Here is a 20,368-nt window from a genome sequence, read left to right on the forward strand (position 1 = left end):
TAGTCGCTATATTTCAATAGCAATTGATGCGATAGTCTGTCGTGCGTCTGGCCATGTATACGCGTCGAAGCGAATGGCTCAGACGGATTTCAAGAGTATATCGAATGAAAGTAAGTGAATGAACGTGTAAAATGGAATAACGACAAAAAAACGGAGGCAAATAGAGATGAGAGAATTGCACCAATGGGTAAGAAAGTTTTATGTGTTGCCGCTCTGTATGGCGATCGTTTGTATCGGTCTCGCACTCACCGTCGTTGCACAAAATGTGACGATAGGAAAAATATTAGAACGATTGTTGTTACAACAGCCTACAACATGGTGGATAGGGATTGTTTTTTTAGCGTGCATCCTACTTTTACGTGCAACTTTTGATTACTTCAATCGTTGGTTAGGTGAGCGTCTCGCACATCGAGTCCGTCAAGCAGTGCGGCATCAGCTGTTGAATGATTCAAAACATCAAGCGGTAGGAACGCGTCTCACGATGGCTACTGAAACATTGTCTGAAATGTTACCCTTTTATCGACAGTATTTACCCCAAGTATTCAAATCAACATTCATTCCGCTTGCCATTATGATGACCATGTTTGTCGTACATTTACCCACCGCTATCATCATGCTAGTGACAGCGCCATTCATTCCTATTTTTTATATTGTTTTTGGCCTTAAAACACGGGATGATGCCAAAGATCAAATGACTTTTTTGAATCAGTTTGGTCAACGCTTTTTAAGCTTGACGAAAGGGTTGGTCACTTTAAAACTATTTAATCGTTCTGAAGAAGCGGTGACGACAATTGAAGCAGAGAGTACACAATTTCGCGATAAAACAATGGTGATTTTAAGAAGTGCTTTTTTATCTGGCTTGATGTTGGAGTTCATAAGTATGTTAGGGATAGGTCTCGTGGCTTTGGAGGTAGGTTTAAGTTTAATTGTTTTTCACTCCATCCAATTTGGCACGGCAGCGATTGCAATGCTCATGGCTCCCGAATTTTATAACGCCATTAAAGATTTAGGTCAAGCCTTTCATACAGGTAAAGAAAGTGAAGGGGCAAGTGAGGTAATTCATGAAGCGATTGTTCATGAAGAAGCAGTCATTGATGCTCCACGCATGACAAATCCTGCTCAGCAAGCGCTCATTCAAGTGCGTCAATTATCGTATCATTACCCGCAAATGGCATCGAACGTTTTACACGATATTCAGTTTGATGTGTTTGAAGGGGACCATATTGCACTTGTCGGTCCGAGTGGCACAGGGAAATCAACATTAGTTCGTTTATTATTAGGTGAACTGTCGCCGCAAAAAGGGACAATTTGTTATCAAAAGAACGATATCAAAATCGGCTATTTATCGCAAAATCCTTATATTTTTAATGCCACCATTGCTGAAAATGTCGCTGTATTTCATGAAGTGACTGTAGAGAAAGTCATGTCAGCTTTGGAAGCGGTTCAATTGAAGCCTGTCGTTGAGCGACTCCGTAATGGTATCGATACATTGATTGGTGAAGGTGGCGAGATGTTGTCTGGCGGTGAAATGCGACGTATCGAGTTGGCAAGATTGCTTGTTTTAGAACCAGACTTTGTTGTGTTAGATGAGCCAGTTGCAGGACTAGACCAAGCAACAGAACGCGTTATTCAGGAAACGTTAAATCGTTATTTTCGTCATACGACGCGGTTGACGATTGCACATCGTCAGCAAACGATTGCACAGGCGACCCGTCGGATTTTTCTTGATCAAGGAACAATACAAGCCGATGATCACGATATCCAAATACAGCTCAAACGCGAGGATGTTGGAGGTGAACAGTGATGAAAAAGCGCAAGGAACGTATTCAACAAGTGATACAAATGCGATGGCATCGAGATATCGTTATGGCAATTTTCATTGGCATTGTGGGAAGTCTTGTGGCATTGAGCATGTTCTTTTTAAGTGGTTACATGATTACCCAAAGTGCGAAAGGTGCGCCCCTATATGCTTTAATGGGTCTAATTGTTACTGTGAAATTATTCGGATTTATTCGTGCGATTGCGAGATACTATGAGCGGTTGCGTTCGCATCGGGCTACTTTTACGATGCTTAGAGATATTCGAGTGCAATTGTACCGAAGCTTAATTCCCTTGGTTCCTGATGTCTTTCGAAAGTTTCGTTCAAGTGACTTACTTGGGAAAATGGTCACGCATGTGGAGTCATTACAAAATGTTTATTTGCGTGTATACTATCCCCCTATTGTTATAGGTGTCGTGACCCTCATTTCTGCATGTGTGCTAATCTTTTTTTCGTGGATTCATGCGGTGGTGTTGATGATCACGATGTGTCTGACTTTACTTGTTTTTCCTGCTGTACAAGTGAAACAAGCCATTGATATTCGACAACAAGTCAATATGACACAGGAACAATGGATGCACGAGTACTATGATTATGTCTCTGGACAGGAGGAGTTGCAACGTTTTAATAGTATGCAACGTTATTACACTCACATGAAAGCGTCTGAACAAGCATTCAGTGACGCGGAGCATCGTGCGCAACGTGGTCATTTAAAATATAACTATTTCAGAGATTTAATCAGTATGGTCGCCTTGCTTTTCAGTCTTGTTTTAGCGATTGTAATGGTAGAAAGTCAAAAATTAGATGTTATTTACGTGATGAGTATCATTTTAATGGTATTAACACTGTTAGAACAAGCTGTTCCAATGAGCCAAGTGGCTGAATATAAAAGTGAGACAGATTTGGCCCAACAACGCTTATCAGAGGTTTTACAGCATGATCACGCTATAGTTGGGGAAAGGAAAACACATATTGCACCGTTACCACAAAGCGCTCTCCTTTATGCATTAGCGCATACAACGCTCTATTACGACACCCAGCAACGACCCAGTGTTGATGATTTGAATCTCCAAATTCATAAAGGCGAACATGTTGCAATTGTTGGTGTATCAGGATCAGGAAAGTCGACATTATTACAGTTGCTCATGGGCTTATACACGCCGAGTGAGGGGAGAATAATGGTAGACGATGAAGAGTTGCAATCCATAGACCGCCCTGCTTATTATGCACAGTTAAATACGTTGTTACAACATCCGCATTTCTATGATGGGACAGTGTATGAAAATTTATTAACAGAGGCACCGTATGCACATTGTCGAAAGGTGTTGGATCAACTCGGTCTTGAAAAGGTGAGCTTGGATCGGCATTTAACACTTACTCAAAACACATTGTCTGGAGGAGAGATTCAACGTTTAGCGTTGGCACGGCTTTTTTTAAGAGATTGTCCGGTTTGGTTATTAGATGAACCGACGACAGCTTTAGATGTAAAGCATGCAGAAGAAGTCATGGCATATATTCATCAAAGTGCAGAAACACTCGTCGTTGCGACCCACGATATTCAATATTTAAACCAGTTTGACCGTGTGATTGTAATGAATGAAGGTAGAATTGAAGCGGATTGCACGCCAGAAGCATTTTTAAAAGGATGGGGCGAAGGTAAGGAAAGTTAATATGAATGTATCTATATCATTTAATGGTGTTATTGCGAAATAATAAATACTATTTTCTTAAAATGAAAAAGAGTAACAAAAAAAGCGTTTTGAATGTTGATGGCATTCTCACGCTTTTTTTGAACTCAATATGTATGTATAGATAAACTTCAATCTGTCTTAGTCAAATTAATCAAAATTTGATTACATTTAAACCTAGCGTCATGTCGATAAGACGATAGATTTAAAAATTCGTACCACGAATCCCCAAATTGATTGCACATCAAATGGATACGCTAAAACAAAGTCTATCTATAGCAATACGGAAAAAATACGCATCATATATTAACATTAATTCTTAAAGGTTATTTACTTTCATCAAAAGCAGTGATGACTTTTTCGAGTAGTCGATTTAATTCTTTTACTTCATCAGGTGTTAATGAAGAAGCTTCGGCAACTTGTTGTGAGGCATCTGCTAACTCAGGTTCCATTTTTCTGCTTTTTTCAGTCAAATGCACAAATACTTCGCGTTGATCGATTTCAGAGCGCTCTCTCCTAATCAAATCAATTTGCTCCATACGTTTTAATAAAGGTGATACAGTTCCTGTATCGAGTGCCAAGTCAGTCACAACTTTTTTCACATTGACAGGGGATTGATTCCATAAAATTTCTAATACTAAAAATTGCGGGTATGTGAGCTTATATTTTTTGAAAATCTTATTTGAATAATAGCGGTTAACTTGTCTTTGTGCGTTATACAAACTAAAACATACTTGCTCTTTTAAGTTTAAATGGTCAGACATAATTAGTTCTCCTCCAAACATTCTATCCGTTTTCTCTCTCTTTATCGCGAATGGGAATCCGTCCATAATCGAGTGATTTAAACCGTTCTCACATCAATCTATGCTATTCTTAAAACATAGTATGCAGTAATTTTAGAAGATAAAGCGTACTTTATCAAGTTAAAAGTCAGACATATACATATATTATAGCAGATTTGTAGATTTTATGAGAGAAAGGGTTAAATTTATGAATAAAAAAAATAAATCACTTACAATTGTGCACGGTTTCCTAGGAAGTGGTAAAACCACGTTCTTAAATCATTATATGACGCAAATATTAAAAAAAGATGAGAAAGTTGCGCTCATTGTAAACGAATTTGGTGAATTTGATGTAGACAGTCATCTTTTGAGCGGTTATCATGTGCAACGTACTTCTCTACAAGGGTGTATTTGTTGTGATATGCAAAATGATTTAATTGCACATTTATATCAATTGAGTCGTGATGAAACACTGCATCATATTATTGTTGAGGCGACAGGCATTGCGAATCCGATAGATATTTTAGTTGCTTGTCAGGATCCTTTGATTGCTGGTGTGCTTTCGTCTATTGATACGATTGGGGTCATCGATAGCATTCGTTTTTTGAACAGACAGCAATACTCAGCGTCAACGCGTCGCTTAATGGAAGATCAAATTCGTGCGAGTCATACGCTCTTCATTAACAAAGTGGATTTAATACGCAGTGAAGAAGCATTGGACAAAGTCATTGAAGAAGTGCATACTTTAGCACCGCATGCTTCTATTGCACTATCAAAATATGGTCAATTAACACAAAAAGTTAAAGAAGGTGCAAGTGCACAATCCCCGACATTCACACAGAGTCATGCGCATGCTCATTACACAAGTTTAAAGTATACGTTTAATGGAGCTGTAGCACAAGAAAATTTTGCACGATTTATTTTGAATTTATCTGATAACGTTTTACGCTTGAAAGGCTATATTCAATTTCGTGAACAACCCAATGATATGTTTCTGGTTCAATATGCGGAAGGATTGCCTACTGTTGAAAATATTGGGTCGGACGTCTCATTACCGACAACGATTGTCATAGTTGGAGAACATTTAGACAAGGCCATGTTAAGAAACCAATTGGATATGTTACAATTTACTTAATATGAATGGGTCAAGGGGTGTTGGTATGGATCAAATCGTTATTAATCAGCATGTGTCGTACTCAAGGATTATTCAAGGCTTTTTTCGTGCTTTAGAATGGCAAAAGTCGCCACAAGAAATGAACCGTTTTATTCATGAATTGGTTGATCGTGGTATTACGACAATGGATCATGCGGATATTTATGGTCATGGGTCGGTTGAAAGCCTGTTTGGGGACGCACTGGCTTTGTCACCAGGACTACGGGATAAAATTCAACTTGTAAGTAAGTGCGGTGTGATTTTGCCGGATGTGAATGATGGGCATCAGAAGGGCCATCGTTATGATTTAAGTAAAGCCCACATTAAACGTACTGTAGAGCGCACATTAATGGCGTTTCAAGTGGAGCATTTAGATAGTTTATTGATTCATCGTCCGTCACCGCTCATGAAACCTTGTGATATCACAGATGCTTTAAAAGATCTCGTCGACGAAGGAAAACTATTGTCATTTGGTGTTTCAAACTTTAAGAATGCACAGTATGAACTGTTGAATCGTTGCTTGAAAGATGACAAGTTCCATATTGCTGTGAATCAAATTGAAGTCTCTCCTTATCATTTAGATGCGTTTCATGATGGGACGATAGACAATATGTATCGAGAAGGGGTAAAATTAATGGCTTGGAGCCCATTGGCAGGCGGGAAGTTATTTGATCGCAATGATGAGGTTGCTTCACGCGTTTTGCCTGTATTGCAACAGATTGCTGAACAACATCATACTTCAATAGGTGCGGTTGTATCAGCCTGGTTTAAAAAGCATCCAGCAGATATCATGCCAGTGTTAGGTACACAGCGATTGGCACGCATTGATGAAATGATTGCGGGATTGCAAATGGAGTTACATGAGCAAGAGTGGTTTGACATCTATACTGCTGCGCAAGGGCAAGATATTCCATAAAATTGTCATAGTCAAGATGTGTGATGATATGATAAACGATGTACAATTGAAAATGACAAGACGAGGTGAGAGGTAAACGCTATGACAGAAGAGGAAAAATTAAAACGCAGTCGTTTTGAACGTAACGTAATGGCTATCCCTTATGTAATATTTGGTTTAATCGTGGCATTGCTATTCATTTTTTCACCAGATATTATTTGGCTTGTTACGATTTTTGGTGTCTTTTTAGTTTACAATGTGATTGCGATGTTTATTGCTTTTTTATTTAAATATGGACGCACCGCGCTCTACTTGTTTGTAATGACATTATTAATGGCGGGCGCGTTTGCGCTATATCTATATATGTTATTTCAATATCATTAATGAAATTTTAAAAAACGCCGACATGAAGCTATTTCGTGTGGGCGTTTTATCTGTTCATGGTTTGACCTTTGAGTTTTTTGTTACAAAAGTATCATAGAGAAAGGCGGAGGAGATGTATCCTGATTGACTCAAAGGTGTCACAAAGAATACAAGTAAAAATGACGTTGTATTGCACATGGATAAAATTGCAATGCTATAATACAAGTGATGATATATAAGGGGGATTTCAAAATGAGACGTAAAAAAGTTTCGATTATTGGTTCAGGCCATACGGGTGCGACACTTGCATTTATCGTTGCATCAAGAGGGAATGCAGACGTGCTGATTGTCGATCGTGAAAAAAATGAATCCGTCATGAAAGGCAAAACATTGGACATGCAACAGAGTGGATCGATTTTGGGGTTTAATGTGCATGTGCAATCGACAATCGATTATGCGGATACGAAAGATTCTGATGTCGTGGTTATTACAGCTGGTGTCCCACGTCAGCCTGGGATGAGTCGTGACGATCTTGTGCAAATCAACGAACAAGTGATGGTGGACGTGACAAAGAAGATTGTTCAGTATTCACCACATTGTACGATTATTGTATTAACTAACCCAGTGGATGCAATGACGTATACCGTGTATCGCACGTCAGGTTTTCCAAGCGAGCGTGTCATCGGTCAATCGGGTGTGTTAGACACAGCAAGATTTAACACGTTTGTCGCAGAAGCGTTAAATGTCGCAGTCAATGATGTGACAGGACTCGTGCTTGGAGGGCATGGGGATACGATGGTTCCGTTAGTTCGTCATAGCCAGGTGAATGGCGTACCAGTATCAGAATTACTCCCCGCGGATCAATTAGAAGCCATCGTGGAAAGAACGCGTAACGGCGGTGCGGAAATTGTACAACTGTTAGGAAGTGGATCCGCATACTATGCACCTGCTGCAGCAGTGTACGAAATGCTTATTGCGATTTTAGAAGATCAAAAACGCGTTTTACCAACGATTGCATATTGTCAAGGTGAGTATGGATTAGAGGATATTTATATCGGTGTTCCAACAGTACTCGGTGCAAAAGGGATGGAACGTATTATCGAGTTGGAGTTAACGGAGCAGGAACGTTTACAGTTGCAACGTTCAGCGGCAGCGGTAGAAAACGTTAAGTCGGCTTTAAAAACAGTGGAAAGTTAAGCGTTAAGTTGAACTAGGGGTATGGAGAAAGGGTTTCTTTCTAGGGCGTGACGGGTTGATGATGCATGATTGTCTAGCACTGTATGACGTATAGTCATGCCAACATAACGACGAATGTCTCATAGTGATTCTGCTATGAAATGTCCGTCGTTATTTTTTGGAGGCATGATATCGGCGGCTGATTATCTATCCGTGAACAAATGGGTTTTATCGGTACGCAATGATGTCCAGCCGTTGAAACATGTGCAATGATATAATAAATGAATCGTATCCTGAAATCAGCGAGGCGTTGTTAAAGCAAAATGTACAATTATAAATAATCGTTCATAATTTCGGTCCGTATGATGCGTGTGCTTTTTTACATGCTGTGAGGAATCCTCTTGTTCAATTTGAGTGCTGTGCATAGCGCATTTGAATGAAAGGTTGGTTTATAAATAAAAGACTTGAAGTATCACACCAACAAAAGAAATGCCATTGTTAAACATATGCATCATAATAGAAACGGCAATATTGCAACCACTTTTGATATACGTCACGACGAACAGAATGGCCAATAATAAATAGGGCAAAATTTCAAAAGGAGAGTGGGCTGCTGACATATGAAGCATTGCAAAAAACACGATAGACACCACGCCCATAAAAGTGATGCCAAATTTTTGTCCTATGACCCCAATCAAGAGATGGCGAAAAAGGAGCTCTTCTGTTATAGGTGATATAACGACTAAACTTAAAAATATAACGGGCAACAACGCAGGCTCATGGAATAAGGTTGTCAGCGCTTCTTGATTGCCGGTTTCTTTGTATTGCCATTGTTCCGGCAAAAAATAGATTAGCAAATGGGTTACAAACATACTCACCATATAGAGGACATAAGCCCAGATCATCAGGCGCAGATGTTTTTTTGCACGTCGCAATGCATCTGCCATATGAGTGGTCAACCCATGCCGGTGTGACCAAGCTAAATATAAGATGACTGACAGGGATGTGATGATATCTGCCAGGAGTAATAAGATTGTGTCAGGAATGGCATGATGACTGAGAATCCCAGTATTTAAAATCACTTTAAGAAGTTGTTGAACAACCAGTAAAACGGCTATGGCCCATAAATCACGCCAAGCGATATTTTTTGATGAAGTCGTCATGTTAAACCTCCTGCTGTAAAATGTATGGATGTAATTTTATTTTAACAATATTTTTATTTTTATGGGAATATCTACTATTTCAGATGGCATATGTGTAATCATAAAAGTGAGTCGTTTAAAAAGCCATCTCGGCATGATAAATTGTCCGGCGGTTTGTTAGACCACTATGATTGCGTATGAAGGTTGCATCCACCATCTGCATGCTTGTGTAACCCAAAAGGTGTGCCAACACTTTTTTTTTGTAACGTCATTATTATATAATACTTTAATATTTTAGATTAATATAGAGGGGAGTGAGCGGTTTGAGTAAACCATTTGTCATCTTATATCTTAATGTTTTCTTAGTCTTTCTTGGTATTGGGCTGATTATTCCAGTGATACCGATTTATTTGAAAGATTTAAATCTTACTGGCGCCGATTTAGGAATAATGGTTGCTGTATTTGCATTGTCTCAAATGGTCGTCTCTCCATTTGGTGGGGCATTAGCAGATCGTTTGGGAAAAAAACATATCATTAGTGTGGGTTTAGTTTTATTTAGTATATCTGAATTTATTTTTGCGGCGAGTCATTCTTTCTCATTACTTATTTTTTCTCGAGTATTAGGTGGCTTTAGCGCGGGATTGGTCATGCCAGGTGTCACAGGTCTGATTGCCGACTTATCTTCGGAAAAAGATAAAGCGCGCAACTTTGGTTATATGTCGGCAATTGTTTCTGTAGGGTTTATTTTAGGTCCAGGTGTCGGCGGTTTTTTAGCAGAAATTTCACATCGTTTGCCGTTCGTTTGTGCGGGTATTTTAGGCTTACTAGCTTTTATAGGTACAGTGATATTTGTTCATGCACCGAATCAGTCATCCATGCAAGGGTTTCGACAATTTGATCGCACAACACTTTTGCAAATCAACTACAAAGCGTTTATTACGCCAGTAGTTTTGACCCTTATTCTTGCATTGGGCTTGTCCGCATTTGAAACGTTATTTCCGCTTTATACAGCTGATAAAATCGATTTTGATCCTGCTGATATTTCTATCGCTATTACAGGCGGAGGGATTTTTGGAGCGATATTCCAAGTGTTTTTCTTTGATAAAATGATTCGTTATATGAGTGAATTAGTGTTTATCATTTATGCATTGATTTATTCATCTGTGGTTCTGGTGTTATTGATTTTTGCACAGAGTTATTGGCATGTGATGCTGATCAGTTTTATCGTATTTATCGGTTTTGATTTAATACGTCCAGCACTAACGAATTATTTCTCAAATATTGCGGGTGATCGACAAGGTTTTGCTGGTGGCATCAATTCGACATTTACGAGTTTGGGGAACTTCATTGGTCCGCTGATTGCAGGGACTTTATACGATATCAATATTGAATATCCATTATTAATATCGATTGTACTGATGTTACTCGGTTGTATGGTGATTTTGATTGAGCGACATTTACGTAAAAATAATAATGGCAGTGCGCGCGACTGATTTCAGTGTGAAAGAAGGAATCAACAACCAGGCGGTGTTTGACACGTCTATGGGGAAGAGTGTCATGCGATGTTGTGCGATTTTCATGATATAATAGGAAAAATTGGAACGAACGAGTAGGAGCGAGTAAAGATGCAAATTAAAATATTAGGTTATAATATTTTTCAAAAAGGTGGGACAACCCGTAGTAATTTAAATTTATTGCAAAGTTTTTTGCGTGCGGGTTATCAAGTGACATATGTCAATTATATGCCCTTTCGGCAACGTGATGTTGCCACATTGCGTGCTGAAGAGGGTGAAACGTTAGATGCCGTCAAATTCATGGCATTTCGAGGGGTGCATTCGTTACGCCATGCGGATTTATTGATATTGACACGAGAAGACTTTTTTATGTTTGCACGTGAAGTCAAACATCGTGCGCCCCAAACGACTATTTTAGGTGAAATTCATAGTCCATTGGCCTATATTAATCCTCGCATCGACCTTGCATTAGAAGCGATTGATGCCGTGCGTGTGAGCACCCCTGAAATTGCGGAAGCATTTGAACAACAATATGGCTATCCTCATGTTTTTCCGATGTACGTCAATCATCAACATGTGCATTTTCAATCACAACCTGTCCGTGAGACGCGCAATTTCTTAATAAAAGCGCGTTTTGAAGATGAGATTAAGGATATTTCATATGTGATTAAGTTAATGCGCTATTTCGTTCATACGAAAGGGCGAACGGATATCCATCTCTATTTACAAGGTTATGGACCTTCGTTGACTTTATATGAAAATCTAATTACGGCTTATCAATTAGAACATGTCGTCCATATTAATGCGCAAGAACCAACAGATTATATTTATGTGTCAACATCACCCTATGAAACGTTTGGTTATTCCATTTTAGAGGCGTTGGCATCAGGAAACCGCGTATGTTTATATCCTGGAGAAGACCACGTATTAAAACACATTTATGCGCCATTTCACGCTGTAACATGGCTGCGTAAATCGTTTGAAGAAGATGCAGAGGCAATGTTAGCTATGGTGAAAGGGTCTTATACAGAAGAGGAACGTGAAGCCGATGTACAGATTTTCCACACGCACATTGCACAACATCAAGGGGCAGAAGCGCTCGTTCAAAAGACGATGGCAGTTGCTCGACAGCATCCTATTGATATTGCACAATTACGAAAACCAAAAGTAAAAGCCCGTCGTCATTATCTCCAAAATGTATTGAAGCGGACTGCAATAAAAGCAAAAGAAGCGGTTGAATTGGCGCCGAAAAGTCCAATTCGTAAAGGGTCACGCTTGTACACGATGACACGAAAAGGATTGTTCAAGCTCGAAGCACAATTAAAAAAATTTCAAAATCAACGGCGACAAGTTTCTCGTGAAGCGATATTTATCGAATCATTTCATGGTAAAAACTTTTCCGGTGATCCAAAAGCGATTGCCTGTGCGATACAACGACTTTATCCTACGTTTAAGATTTATGTCAGTGCGGCAGACCCATTAGTAGAAATGGAAATTAGAGCGTTTGGTATGACCCCTGTGCGCTTTGGGACGCGTGCATATATTCGGTCATTCGAGCAATGTCGTTACGTGGTGATTAACGGAAATCTTTGGGATAGGTTGACCAAACATCCAGATCAACAAGTGATTCAGACGTGGCATGGTTTCCCATTAAAACGGATGGTCAATGATCTTGTGGATCCGATAGAGCGTCAAAAGCAAGCAGAACAGTTCAAACCACGGATGCATAAATGGGATGTCCTGCTTTCGTCATCTGATCGATATGAAACTTATATTCGTTCGGCTTTTCGACTAGAAACGCATCCCAATTTGACAGTGCTACGTGAAGGTGCTCCAAGAAATAGTTTGTTATTACGCCATCAAGATGATTTGGAAATGTGGCTTACCATTCAAGAAAAGTATTTCTTTGAACGCGATGAAACGAAACAATATATTTTATTCTGTCCAACTTGGCGAAAAAATAGTCGTAAATCCATTTCGAATTTAGATATCGTTGCGTTGTTGGAAAGTCTTCCTTCTTCTTATGAGATCATTGTCAAATTACATCCCAATGAAGGGCATTTACGCACGCAGTATCAAAATTTACATCCGCGCGTCCACTGCTTTTTCAATGAAATGGTAGATATTCAAGAACTTTATTTGATTTCAGCGGTACTGATTTCGGATTATTCTTCAGCAATGTTTGATTACGCACATTTGAACCGTCCGATTTTTCTACTTGATGAAGACACGGGACGTTATCGTCAAGATATTGGTTTTTATTTCGATATTGCTGAATTTCCAAGTATTCAACAAGTGACAACGGATGTTGCCGAATTGAGTCAGTCTATCCGCAATGCACAACACGTCAATCATCAAAAAATAACGACTGAATTGATGACTTTTGATCATCGCAATGCAGATATACAAATTGTAGCGTCAATATTGAAACGTTAATTTTTCGAGAAAAGGTGTATGTAAGTATGGTGAAACAGAAGAAAACGAATGCAATGCGACAACTGGATCGGGCTAAAGTGACTTATGAAGTGCGGACGTTCGAAGTTGGAGGCGCACATATGGATGGCCGTGAAGTGGCAGAACGAATTGCAGCGACAACAGAAGAAGTGTATAAAACACTCGTGCTCGAAAATGACCGACATGAGCACTTTGTTTTTGTTATTCCAGTGGCTGCACATTTAGATATGAAAGCCGCGGCTTCTGCGGTTGGCGAAAAGAAATTACACTTAATGCCACTCGATGATTTGAAAAAAGTGACAGGTTACGTCCGTGGCGGATGTTCACCTATTGGTATGAAAACACATTTCCCCACAGTTGTGGATGCAACGGTACAAGCGCAACAGCGAATCTTTGTGAGTGCCGGCCTCCGTGGGGTTCAAATGGGGTTGGCGCCAGAGGCATTAATCACAATGAGTCGTGCAACTGTGAGTCATGTGATTCAATAATGATGATAGGTGCAAGAACCAATATTCATCGTTAAATAACACAATGCGCAAGGTCGTTTTAGACATTTTCTGAAATGACTTTGCGCATTTTTAGTTGTAAGTGGTGGTGCGATAACGTCTGGACCATTCGATTAAATATAAAAAATGAGTAACAATGTGATTGAATTCGATAGTTTCAATAGAAATTATGATTGATTGTGATTGTTTTTGATTGAAAGTGATTGAATTATGAAAGCGAATACATTATAATAAAATTAATTCGAGGTGATGAGATTGTTAACAGAAAAAAGACATGCGCTCATTTTATCAGCACTTGAGCAACACCAATTTTTGTCGCTCCAACACTTAATTGAATATACAGGGTGTAGTGCTTCAACAGTGCGACGTGATTTATCTAAACTTCAAGATGACGGGAAGTTGACACGCGTTCATGGGGGAGCAAAATTGGTGCACGATCATAGAGAACTGGAACTTCATGAGAAACGGACGCAACATATTGAAGAAAAGATTGAGATAGCGAAAAGAGCCGCACAGCTGGTCAACGAGGGGGATTGTATTTATTTGGATGCCGGTTCAACGACTTTGGAAATGATTCCATTTTTAAAAGCGCAGGATTTGACGGTAGTGACGAATGGTTTATCACATGTGGACGCATTATTAAAACACGGCATAACGACTAAATTGATTGGTGGCGATGTGAAAGCGAATACTTTAGCGATTGTTGGTAGTCGAGCGGTCGCGTTTTTGCAACAATATCGTTTCAATAAAGCTTTTCTTGGGGTGAATGGTATTGATTGTGAGGCTGGATTGACGACGCCGGATGAACGTGAAGCGGTCATTAAAGAAACGGCAACGAAAAATGCACAACAAACCTATGTATTAGCAGATCAATCAAAATTTAATCATCAGTATTTAGCGGCGATTCACTTACCAGACATACCGATCGTAATAACATCAGAAAACGCGCGCGAAATCAGCAATTTTAATATTTATAGTACACAATTTGAAATATTAGGAGGACGCATATGATTTACACAGTGACTTTTAATCCATCCGTTGATTATGTCATGGTGGTTGATGACTTTGTAGAAGGTGGTTTGAATCGAACGACGTCAACAAGTAAATTTGCAGGGGGAAAAGGGATTAATGTCTCTCGTGTACTTCAAACATTACAAGTGCCGTCTATTGCGCTCGGGTTTGTCGGGGGCTTTCCTGGTCAATGGATTGAGCAAGCGCTCAAACTAGAAGGGATTCAAACATCATTTATTTCTATCAATGATGAGACACGAGTCAATGTAAAACTGAAAAGTCAACAAGAGACAGAAATCAATGCAGCCGGTCCACGCATCACAGAAGATCAAATCGAAAGCTTGTTCGAACAAATTCGAAATACCTCATCAGAGGACACCGTCGTTGTTGCAGGAAGTGTGCCTTTAAGTCTGCCAAAGACGATGTATGTCGATATTGCTAAAATCGTACAACAAACAGGGGCACAGTTGATTGTGGATGCGGAGAAATCTTTAATTGAAGGCGTGTTACCATATCACCCCTTGTTCATTAAGCCGAATTTACATGAATTAGAAGAAATTTTTGGCATTACCATTAAAACTGAACGCGAGGTGTTGATGTATGCACGTCGTTTAGTCGATCGAGGCGCGCAATCTGTCATTGTTACATTAGGTGGAGAAGGGGCAATATATGTTGATGATACTGAAGCGTATAAAATGTCTGTTCCACAACAACCAGTTGTCAATACAGTCGGTGCGGGTGATAGTACGGTGGCAGGATTACTCGCAGGTCTTTCCCAACGGCAAACTTTGCCAGATGCATTAACTTTAGCGGTTGCATCAGGTTCTGCGACGGCCTTTAATGAAGATTTGGCCGATGTTGAATCAATTCGAGCACTTCAAGCACATGTGACGATAGAACCATTAAAGGTGGAGGAATAATATGAGAATTACAACGTTACTCACGAAAGAAACGATAGCAATGAATCTGACTGCTACATCGAAAGCGGCGGTGATTAATGAACTGGCTCAACAATTAAATCAAGCCGGAAAGTTAAACGATTTGGAGGGCTACATCAAGGCGATTCAGGCGCGCGAACAACAAAGTTCGACAGGGGTAGGTGAAGGCATTGCGATTCCCCATGCAAAAGTCGAAGCGGTCAATACGCCGGCTATCGCCTTTGGTAAAACGCAGCAAGGTATCGATTATGAGAGCTTAGACGGCGCACCTGCACATTTATTTTTTATGATTGCAGCGCCTGCGACAGGTGCACAAACACATTTAGATGCTTTAGCAAAATTATCAGGGATTTTAATGCATGCACACGTGCGTCAACAGTTGCTTGATGCTGAGACACCAGAAGATGTACTGGCAATCATTGATCAAGCAGATGAAGCGGTTGCTGAAGAAGCTATGGATGTCGCGAGTGAAACTGTACCGGATGCAGACGAAGGGCCATACGTTTTGGCTGTAACCGCTTGTCCTACAGGTATCGCACATACGTATATGGCGCGAGATGCATTGAAAAAGCAAGCTGAGGCAATGGGCGTTCGCATCAAAGTTGAAACAAATGGTGCAAGCGGGATTAAAAATAAATTAACCGCACAAGACATCGAACGTGCAACGGGGGTCATTGTTGCCGCAGATGTGCATGTTGAAATGAATCGTTTTAACGGTAAAAATGTTGTTGAAGTGTCGGTAGCAGATGGCATTAAAAAGCCGGAAGCATTGATTCGTTCTGCATTAGATACTTCACGTCCGCCGTTTGTTGCCGATCATCAGACAACAGACAAGAAAAGCGCTGAAAAATTGAGCGTCGGCAAAACCATTTATAAACATTTAATGAATGGGGTATCTAATATGTTGCCGCTAGTCATTGCAGGAGGTATTTTAATGGCCATTGTATTTATGATTCATCCAGATGCAATGGATCCGAGTAGTAGCCATTATAATGCATTTGCGGCCACATTGTGGGAAATCGGGAATAAAAGCGCCTTTACATTAATTATCCCGATTTTGTCCGGTTACATTGCACGGAGTATTGCGGATAAACCTGGTTTTGCAGCTGGGCTCGTTGGTGGGATGTTAGCGGTATCGGGTCATTCCGGCTTTTTAGGTGGCATCATTGCCGGTTTCTTGGCGGGATACTTAACGCTAGGCATTAAAAAAGTCACAAAAAACTTTCCAGAAATGTTGGAAGGCTTAAAACCGACATTAATTTATCCTATTGTGTCTGTGGTTGTGACCGGTTTGTTGATGATTTATATTTTTAATACACCTGCTGCATGGCTCAATAACGTCCTAACTTCAGGATTGAACCATTTATCGGGAAGCAACGTCGTGATACTTGGCATCGTTATTGGTGGCATGATGGCGATTGATATGGGTGGTCCGTTTAATAAAGCCGCCTATGTATTTAGTACAGCAGCATTAACAGCAGGGAATGCATCCCCTATTACAGCAGCAATGGTTGGTGGAATGGTGCCACCGATTGCTGTGGCGATTGCCATGATGATTTTCCGCGCTAAATTCACAAAAGAGCAACGGGGCGCGATAGTTCCAAACTTCATCATGGGTGGCAGTTTTATTACTGAAGGAGCGATTCCTTTTGCAGCCGCCGATCCGTTACGGGTGATTCCTTCAATGATGCTCGGTTCAGGTATTAGCGGAGGATTAGCGTTGTTATGGGGAGCAAGCATTAAAGCACCACACGGCGGCTTATTTGTGATTATTGGTACAGACCCTGGTCATGCGCTACTGACGATACTTGCCATTTTAATTGGTTCCGTCGTTAGTGCGGTATGTTACGGTATACTTAAGCCGTCACCAAGTCAAATATAATAAGGGGCTCAAGACCATGGTATGGGGAATGATTCACGACAGCACGTTGTGAATCGTTCCCTTTTACGTTTTTGAGAACATAGGAGAGTGCCCGTCGACACGACTCCCATAGGTTCATGGTATAATTCTACTAGAAATTATGGTAAGATAAAATTAATAATTTTGTGTCTGGAGGGAGCTCAATGGGAAGGATTTAGCAATCGTTATGAAACATTGTTACAATAGCCAATACAAGAATGCATTGCTTTCTGTTGAGCGATGTCAATTAACGGAGGTGAATCCCTATCTATTAGGGAACTAATTGGATAGTACGACCATATTATACTTATTTATATTTTTTGCATTAATTGCTTTAACAACAGTTTTTGTAGGTTCTGAATTTGCGTTAGTAAAAGTAAGGGCATCACGTATCGAGCAGCTCATTGCTGAGGGAAATGGCAATGCACGTGTCGTGAAAAAAATGATTTTAAACTTAGATTACTATTTATCGGCGTGTCAATTAGGGATTACGGTGACTTCTTTAGGTTTAGGTTGGTTAGGTGAACCTTTATTTGAACGTCTATTGCATCCAGTGATTGAAGCTTTAAATATACCGGACCCACTTGTGATGACGGTATCTATAGTTACAGCTTTTACTATTGTGACCTATATACATGTCGTGATTGGTGAATTAGCACCTAAGAGTCTGGCAATTCAATATACAGATCGTATTGCACTGTTATATGCGAGACCGTTGTACTACTTTGGTACCATCATGAAGCCATTAATTTGGCTAATGAATGGTTCAGCACGTTTTATCATAAGAGTGTTTGGTGTAGACCCCATTGCAGGTAATGAAGCGATGTCCGAAGAAGAGCTGAAAATCATTATGAATAACAGCTACCATGGTGGAGAAATCAATCAGACGGAACTCGCTTACATGCAAAATATTTTTTCATTTGATGAACGCCATGCCAAAGATATCATGGTGCCGCGAACACAAATGATTACGTTAAATGAGCCTTTCAATGTTGACGAACTGCTAGAAACGATTAAAGAACACCAATTTACGCGTTATCCGATCACAGAGAATGGAGATAAAGACCATATTAAAGGTTTCATTAATGTGAAAGAATTTTTAACAGAATATGCATCAGGTGTTCCGATTAAAACTGCGGATTATATTCATGAGTTGCCCATGATTTCTGAAACGACACGCATTAGCGATGCGCTCGTTCGTATGCAACGTGAACATGTGCATATGAGTTTGATTATTGATGAATATGGTGGAACAGCCGGTATTTTAACAATGGAAGATATTTTAGAAGAAATTGTTGGAGAAATACGAGATGAATTTGACGATGATGAAGTCAATGATATTGTGGAGTTAGAAGCAGGCACATATCAAATCAATGGACGTGTGTTGTTAAGTGATTTAGAAGACATGTTTGGTATTGTTTTTGAAGATTCCGAAGACATTGATACAATCGGTGGCTGGTTACAAGCTCAAAATACAGAACTCGAACAAGATGATTTTGTTGATACCGATTATGATCGATGGGTGATTTCTGAAATAGAGAATCATCAAATTATCCATGTTCTGTTGTGTTATGAGCATAATCAAGCACGTGCGAAAAATAAAGAGAACGAAGACGAATACTTTATAGATGAAGCATAAACGGACAACAGTATGATTGAAATAGAGAATGAAAATTGAATAACGCTGTCAGTCACATCAGTGTAACTGAATGATGAGGACCGACGTAGGGCGAACTGAAACAATAAGGCAAGGCTTCCTTGTTGTGACTAGAAGTGGGATATGAATGCTAATCTCAGTATTAGATTCTATCCCGCTTTTTATATTGGAGTAAACGTTAAAATTTGGGAATAATGGGTAGAAGGCAAAAGACAAGATAGAAAAATGCTAATGAAGTAGGTGCACAAAATGAAATTACGTGTTATTGTCCCATGCTTTAATGAAATGGATGTTTTACATCAAACAATCAACGAATTAACACAAATATTAGACAAAGATGCGCATCAACAAGCTTATGATTATGATATACTGTTCATTAATGACGGGAGTCGAGATCAGACGATGACAATTCTTCAAGAAGCCGCTATTCAATCCTCTCGTGTCAAGTTCATCTCGTTTAGTAGAAATTTTGGTAAAGAAGCGGCTATGATTGCAGGATTTGAACATAGCGTAGATTGCGATGCGGTCATCATGATAGATGCAGATTTACAGCATCCGCCTGAACTGATCCCTAATATGGTTAAAGCATACGTGGAAGGCTATGACCAAGTGATTGCAAAGCGAAGTCGTACCGGGGAGCATGCCTCACGTAAATGGTTATCACGACTCTATTACAAAATGATCAATTATTTTATTGAGGATATCAAATTAGAAGATGGGATTGGCGATTTTAGGTTGTTGAGCCAACGTGCCGTACGTTCATTAGTACGTTTAGGAGAATACAATCGCTTTTCTAAAGGGCTCTTTTCGTGGATTGGCTATAACAGTAAAGTGATTCAATACGAAAATGTAGCCCGTGAAGCCGGAGAATCGAAATGGTCATTTGGTAGTTTGTTCAATTATGCAATAGATGGCTTAATTTCCTTTAATTATAAACCGTTACGCATGATGATTTATTTAGGTTTGATGATTTTTGGGATGAGCATGCTCTATATTGTTTATTTATTGATAGATACATTGATTCATGGTGTGGATGTCCCGGGTTATTTTACGATGATTGCTGCGGTGTTATTTATTGGTGGCATTCAGCTTGTATCCATTGGTGTGGTTGGGGAATATATTGGCAGAATCTATTATGAGGTGAAACAGCGACCGAAGTATATTGTAGAGGCTGCAAATGTTGAAATACCTAGAAAACATCATAAGGAAGAATCAGTGGGAGAATGAACGGAATAAAAAAGCTGATATTCATAAAGGCGAATCGTATCGGAGTATGGGAGAGTCCAAATAACAGAACCCGTTGCACTTTTGATGTGCAACGGGTTTGCAATTCGTCGCGATTGACGGGCCACGAATTTAATATGATATTT

16 protein-coding genes are annotated in these 20,368 nt (G+C 39.8%); 14 read left to right on the forward strand and 2 right to left on the reverse strand.

Going from position 1 to position 20,368, the window contains the following annotated elements:
* Positions 1 to 166 precede the first annotated feature (166 nt).
* Positions 167 to 1,804, forward strand: coding sequence for an ABC transporter ATP-binding protein/permease (locus B5P37_RS07850; RefSeq protein WP_085237697.1), 1,638 nt, complete (start codon positions 167 to 169; stop codon positions 1,802 to 1,804).
* Entirely contained in the window at positions 1,804 to 3,489 is a 1,686-nt protein-coding gene (gene cydC / locus B5P37_RS07855) for a thiol reductant ABC exporter subunit CydC (RefSeq protein WP_085237698.1), read from the forward strand. The genes B5P37_RS07850 and cydC overlap by 1 nt, the downstream gene beginning before the upstream one ends.
* A 344-nt stretch (positions 3,490 to 3,833) precedes the next feature.
* Here cydC and mgrA read toward each other — a convergent pair whose 3' ends face one another.
* Positions 3,834 to 4,271: a global transcriptional regulator MgrA gene (mgrA, locus tag B5P37_RS07860; protein WP_085237699.1), complete on the reverse strand. Its 438-nt coding sequence runs from the start codon at positions 4,269 to 4,271 to the stop codon at positions 3,834 to 3,836.
* A gap of 226 nt (positions 4,272 to 4,497) precedes the next feature.
* Between mgrA and B5P37_RS07865 the strand changes: the two genes are divergently transcribed.
* The 4 genes from B5P37_RS07865 to mdh all read left to right on the forward strand — a co-directional run bounded on the left by B5P37_RS07865 (position 4,498) and on the right by mdh (position 7,897).
* Positions 4,498 to 5,424, forward strand: a complete 927-nt coding sequence (locus B5P37_RS07865; protein ID WP_085237700.1) for a CobW family GTP-binding protein — start codon at positions 4,498 to 4,500, stop codon at positions 5,422 to 5,424.
* Between the two features lie 25 nt (positions 5,425 to 5,449).
* Positions 5,450 to 6,358 (forward strand): aldo/keto reductase, encoded by a 909-nt coding sequence (locus tag B5P37_RS07870; protein WP_085237701.1) that lies wholly within the window; start codon positions 5,450 to 5,452, stop codon positions 6,356 to 6,358.
* Between the two features lie 81 nt (positions 6,359 to 6,439).
* Complete coding sequence (locus B5P37_RS07875; RefSeq protein ID WP_085237702.1) at positions 6,440 to 6,721, forward strand: hypothetical protein; 282 nt, start codon at positions 6,440 to 6,442, stop codon at positions 6,719 to 6,721.
* Positions 6,722 to 6,952: 231 nt separating this feature from the next.
* Positions 6,953 to 7,897, forward strand: a complete 945-nt coding sequence (gene mdh / locus B5P37_RS07880) for a malate dehydrogenase (protein ID WP_085237703.1) — start codon at positions 6,953 to 6,955, stop codon at positions 7,895 to 7,897.
* Between the two features lie 428 nt (positions 7,898 to 8,325).
* On the opposite strand, the gene B5P37_RS07885 is transcribed toward mdh, so the two are convergent.
* Positions 8,326 to 9,039: a CPBP family intramembrane glutamic endopeptidase gene (locus B5P37_RS07885; RefSeq protein WP_085237704.1), complete on the reverse strand. Its 714-nt coding sequence runs from the start codon at positions 9,037 to 9,039 to the stop codon at positions 8,326 to 8,328.
* A gap of 302 nt (positions 9,040 to 9,341) precedes the next feature.
* Here B5P37_RS07885 and norA point away from each other — a divergent pair, with 302 nt between their 5' ends.
* The 8 genes from norA to B5P37_RS07925 all read left to right on the forward strand — a co-directional run bounded on the left by norA (position 9,342) and on the right by B5P37_RS07925 (position 20,225).
* Positions 9,342 to 10,511: a multidrug efflux MFS transporter NorA gene (gene norA, locus B5P37_RS07890; protein WP_085237705.1), complete on the forward strand. Its 1,170-nt coding sequence runs from the start codon at positions 9,342 to 9,344 to the stop codon at positions 10,509 to 10,511.
* 132 nt (positions 10,512 to 10,643) lie between these two features.
* Positions 10,644 to 12,968 (forward strand): CDP-glycerol glycerophosphotransferase family protein, encoded by a 2,325-nt coding sequence (locus tag B5P37_RS07895; protein WP_085237706.1) that lies wholly within the window; start codon positions 10,644 to 10,646, stop codon positions 12,966 to 12,968.
* Positions 12,969 to 12,994: 26 nt separating this feature from the next.
* Entirely contained in the window at positions 12,995 to 13,474 is a 480-nt protein-coding gene (gene ybaK / locus B5P37_RS07900) for a Cys-tRNA(Pro) deacylase (RefSeq protein WP_085237707.1), read from the forward strand.
* 273 nt (positions 13,475 to 13,747) lie between these two features.
* Entirely contained in the window at positions 13,748 to 14,503 is a 756-nt protein-coding gene (locus B5P37_RS07905) for a DeoR/GlpR family DNA-binding transcription regulator (protein WP_085237708.1), read from the forward strand.
* Positions 14,500 to 15,423: a 1-phosphofructokinase gene (gene pfkB / locus B5P37_RS07910; RefSeq protein WP_085237709.1), complete on the forward strand. Its 924-nt coding sequence runs from the start codon at positions 14,500 to 14,502 to the stop codon at positions 15,421 to 15,423. The genes B5P37_RS07905 and pfkB overlap by 4 nt, the downstream gene beginning before the upstream one ends.
* Position 15,424: 1 nt before the next feature.
* The gene (locus B5P37_RS07915; protein ID WP_085237710.1) at positions 15,425 to 17,323 is read left to right on the forward strand and encodes a PTS fructose transporter subunit IIABC; all 1,899 of its coding nucleotides are present in this window, start codon (positions 15,425 to 15,427) and stop codon (positions 17,321 to 17,323) included.
* Between the two features lie 301 nt (positions 17,324 to 17,624).
* The gene (locus B5P37_RS07920) at positions 17,625 to 18,980 is read left to right on the forward strand and encodes a hemolysin family protein (RefSeq protein ID WP_085237711.1); all 1,356 of its coding nucleotides are present in this window, start codon (positions 17,625 to 17,627) and stop codon (positions 18,978 to 18,980) included.
* A 267-nt stretch (positions 18,981 to 19,247) separates the two neighbouring features.
* Positions 19,248 to 20,225: a glycosyltransferase family 2 protein gene (locus tag B5P37_RS07925; RefSeq protein ID WP_085237712.1), complete on the forward strand. Its 978-nt coding sequence runs from the start codon at positions 19,248 to 19,250 to the stop codon at positions 20,223 to 20,225.
* Positions 20,226 to 20,368 lie beyond the last annotated feature (143 nt).

This window comes from Staphylococcus lutrae (genome assembly GCF_002101335.1).
Classification (GTDB): Bacteria; Bacillota; Bacilli; order Staphylococcales; family Staphylococcaceae; genus Staphylococcus; species Staphylococcus lutrae.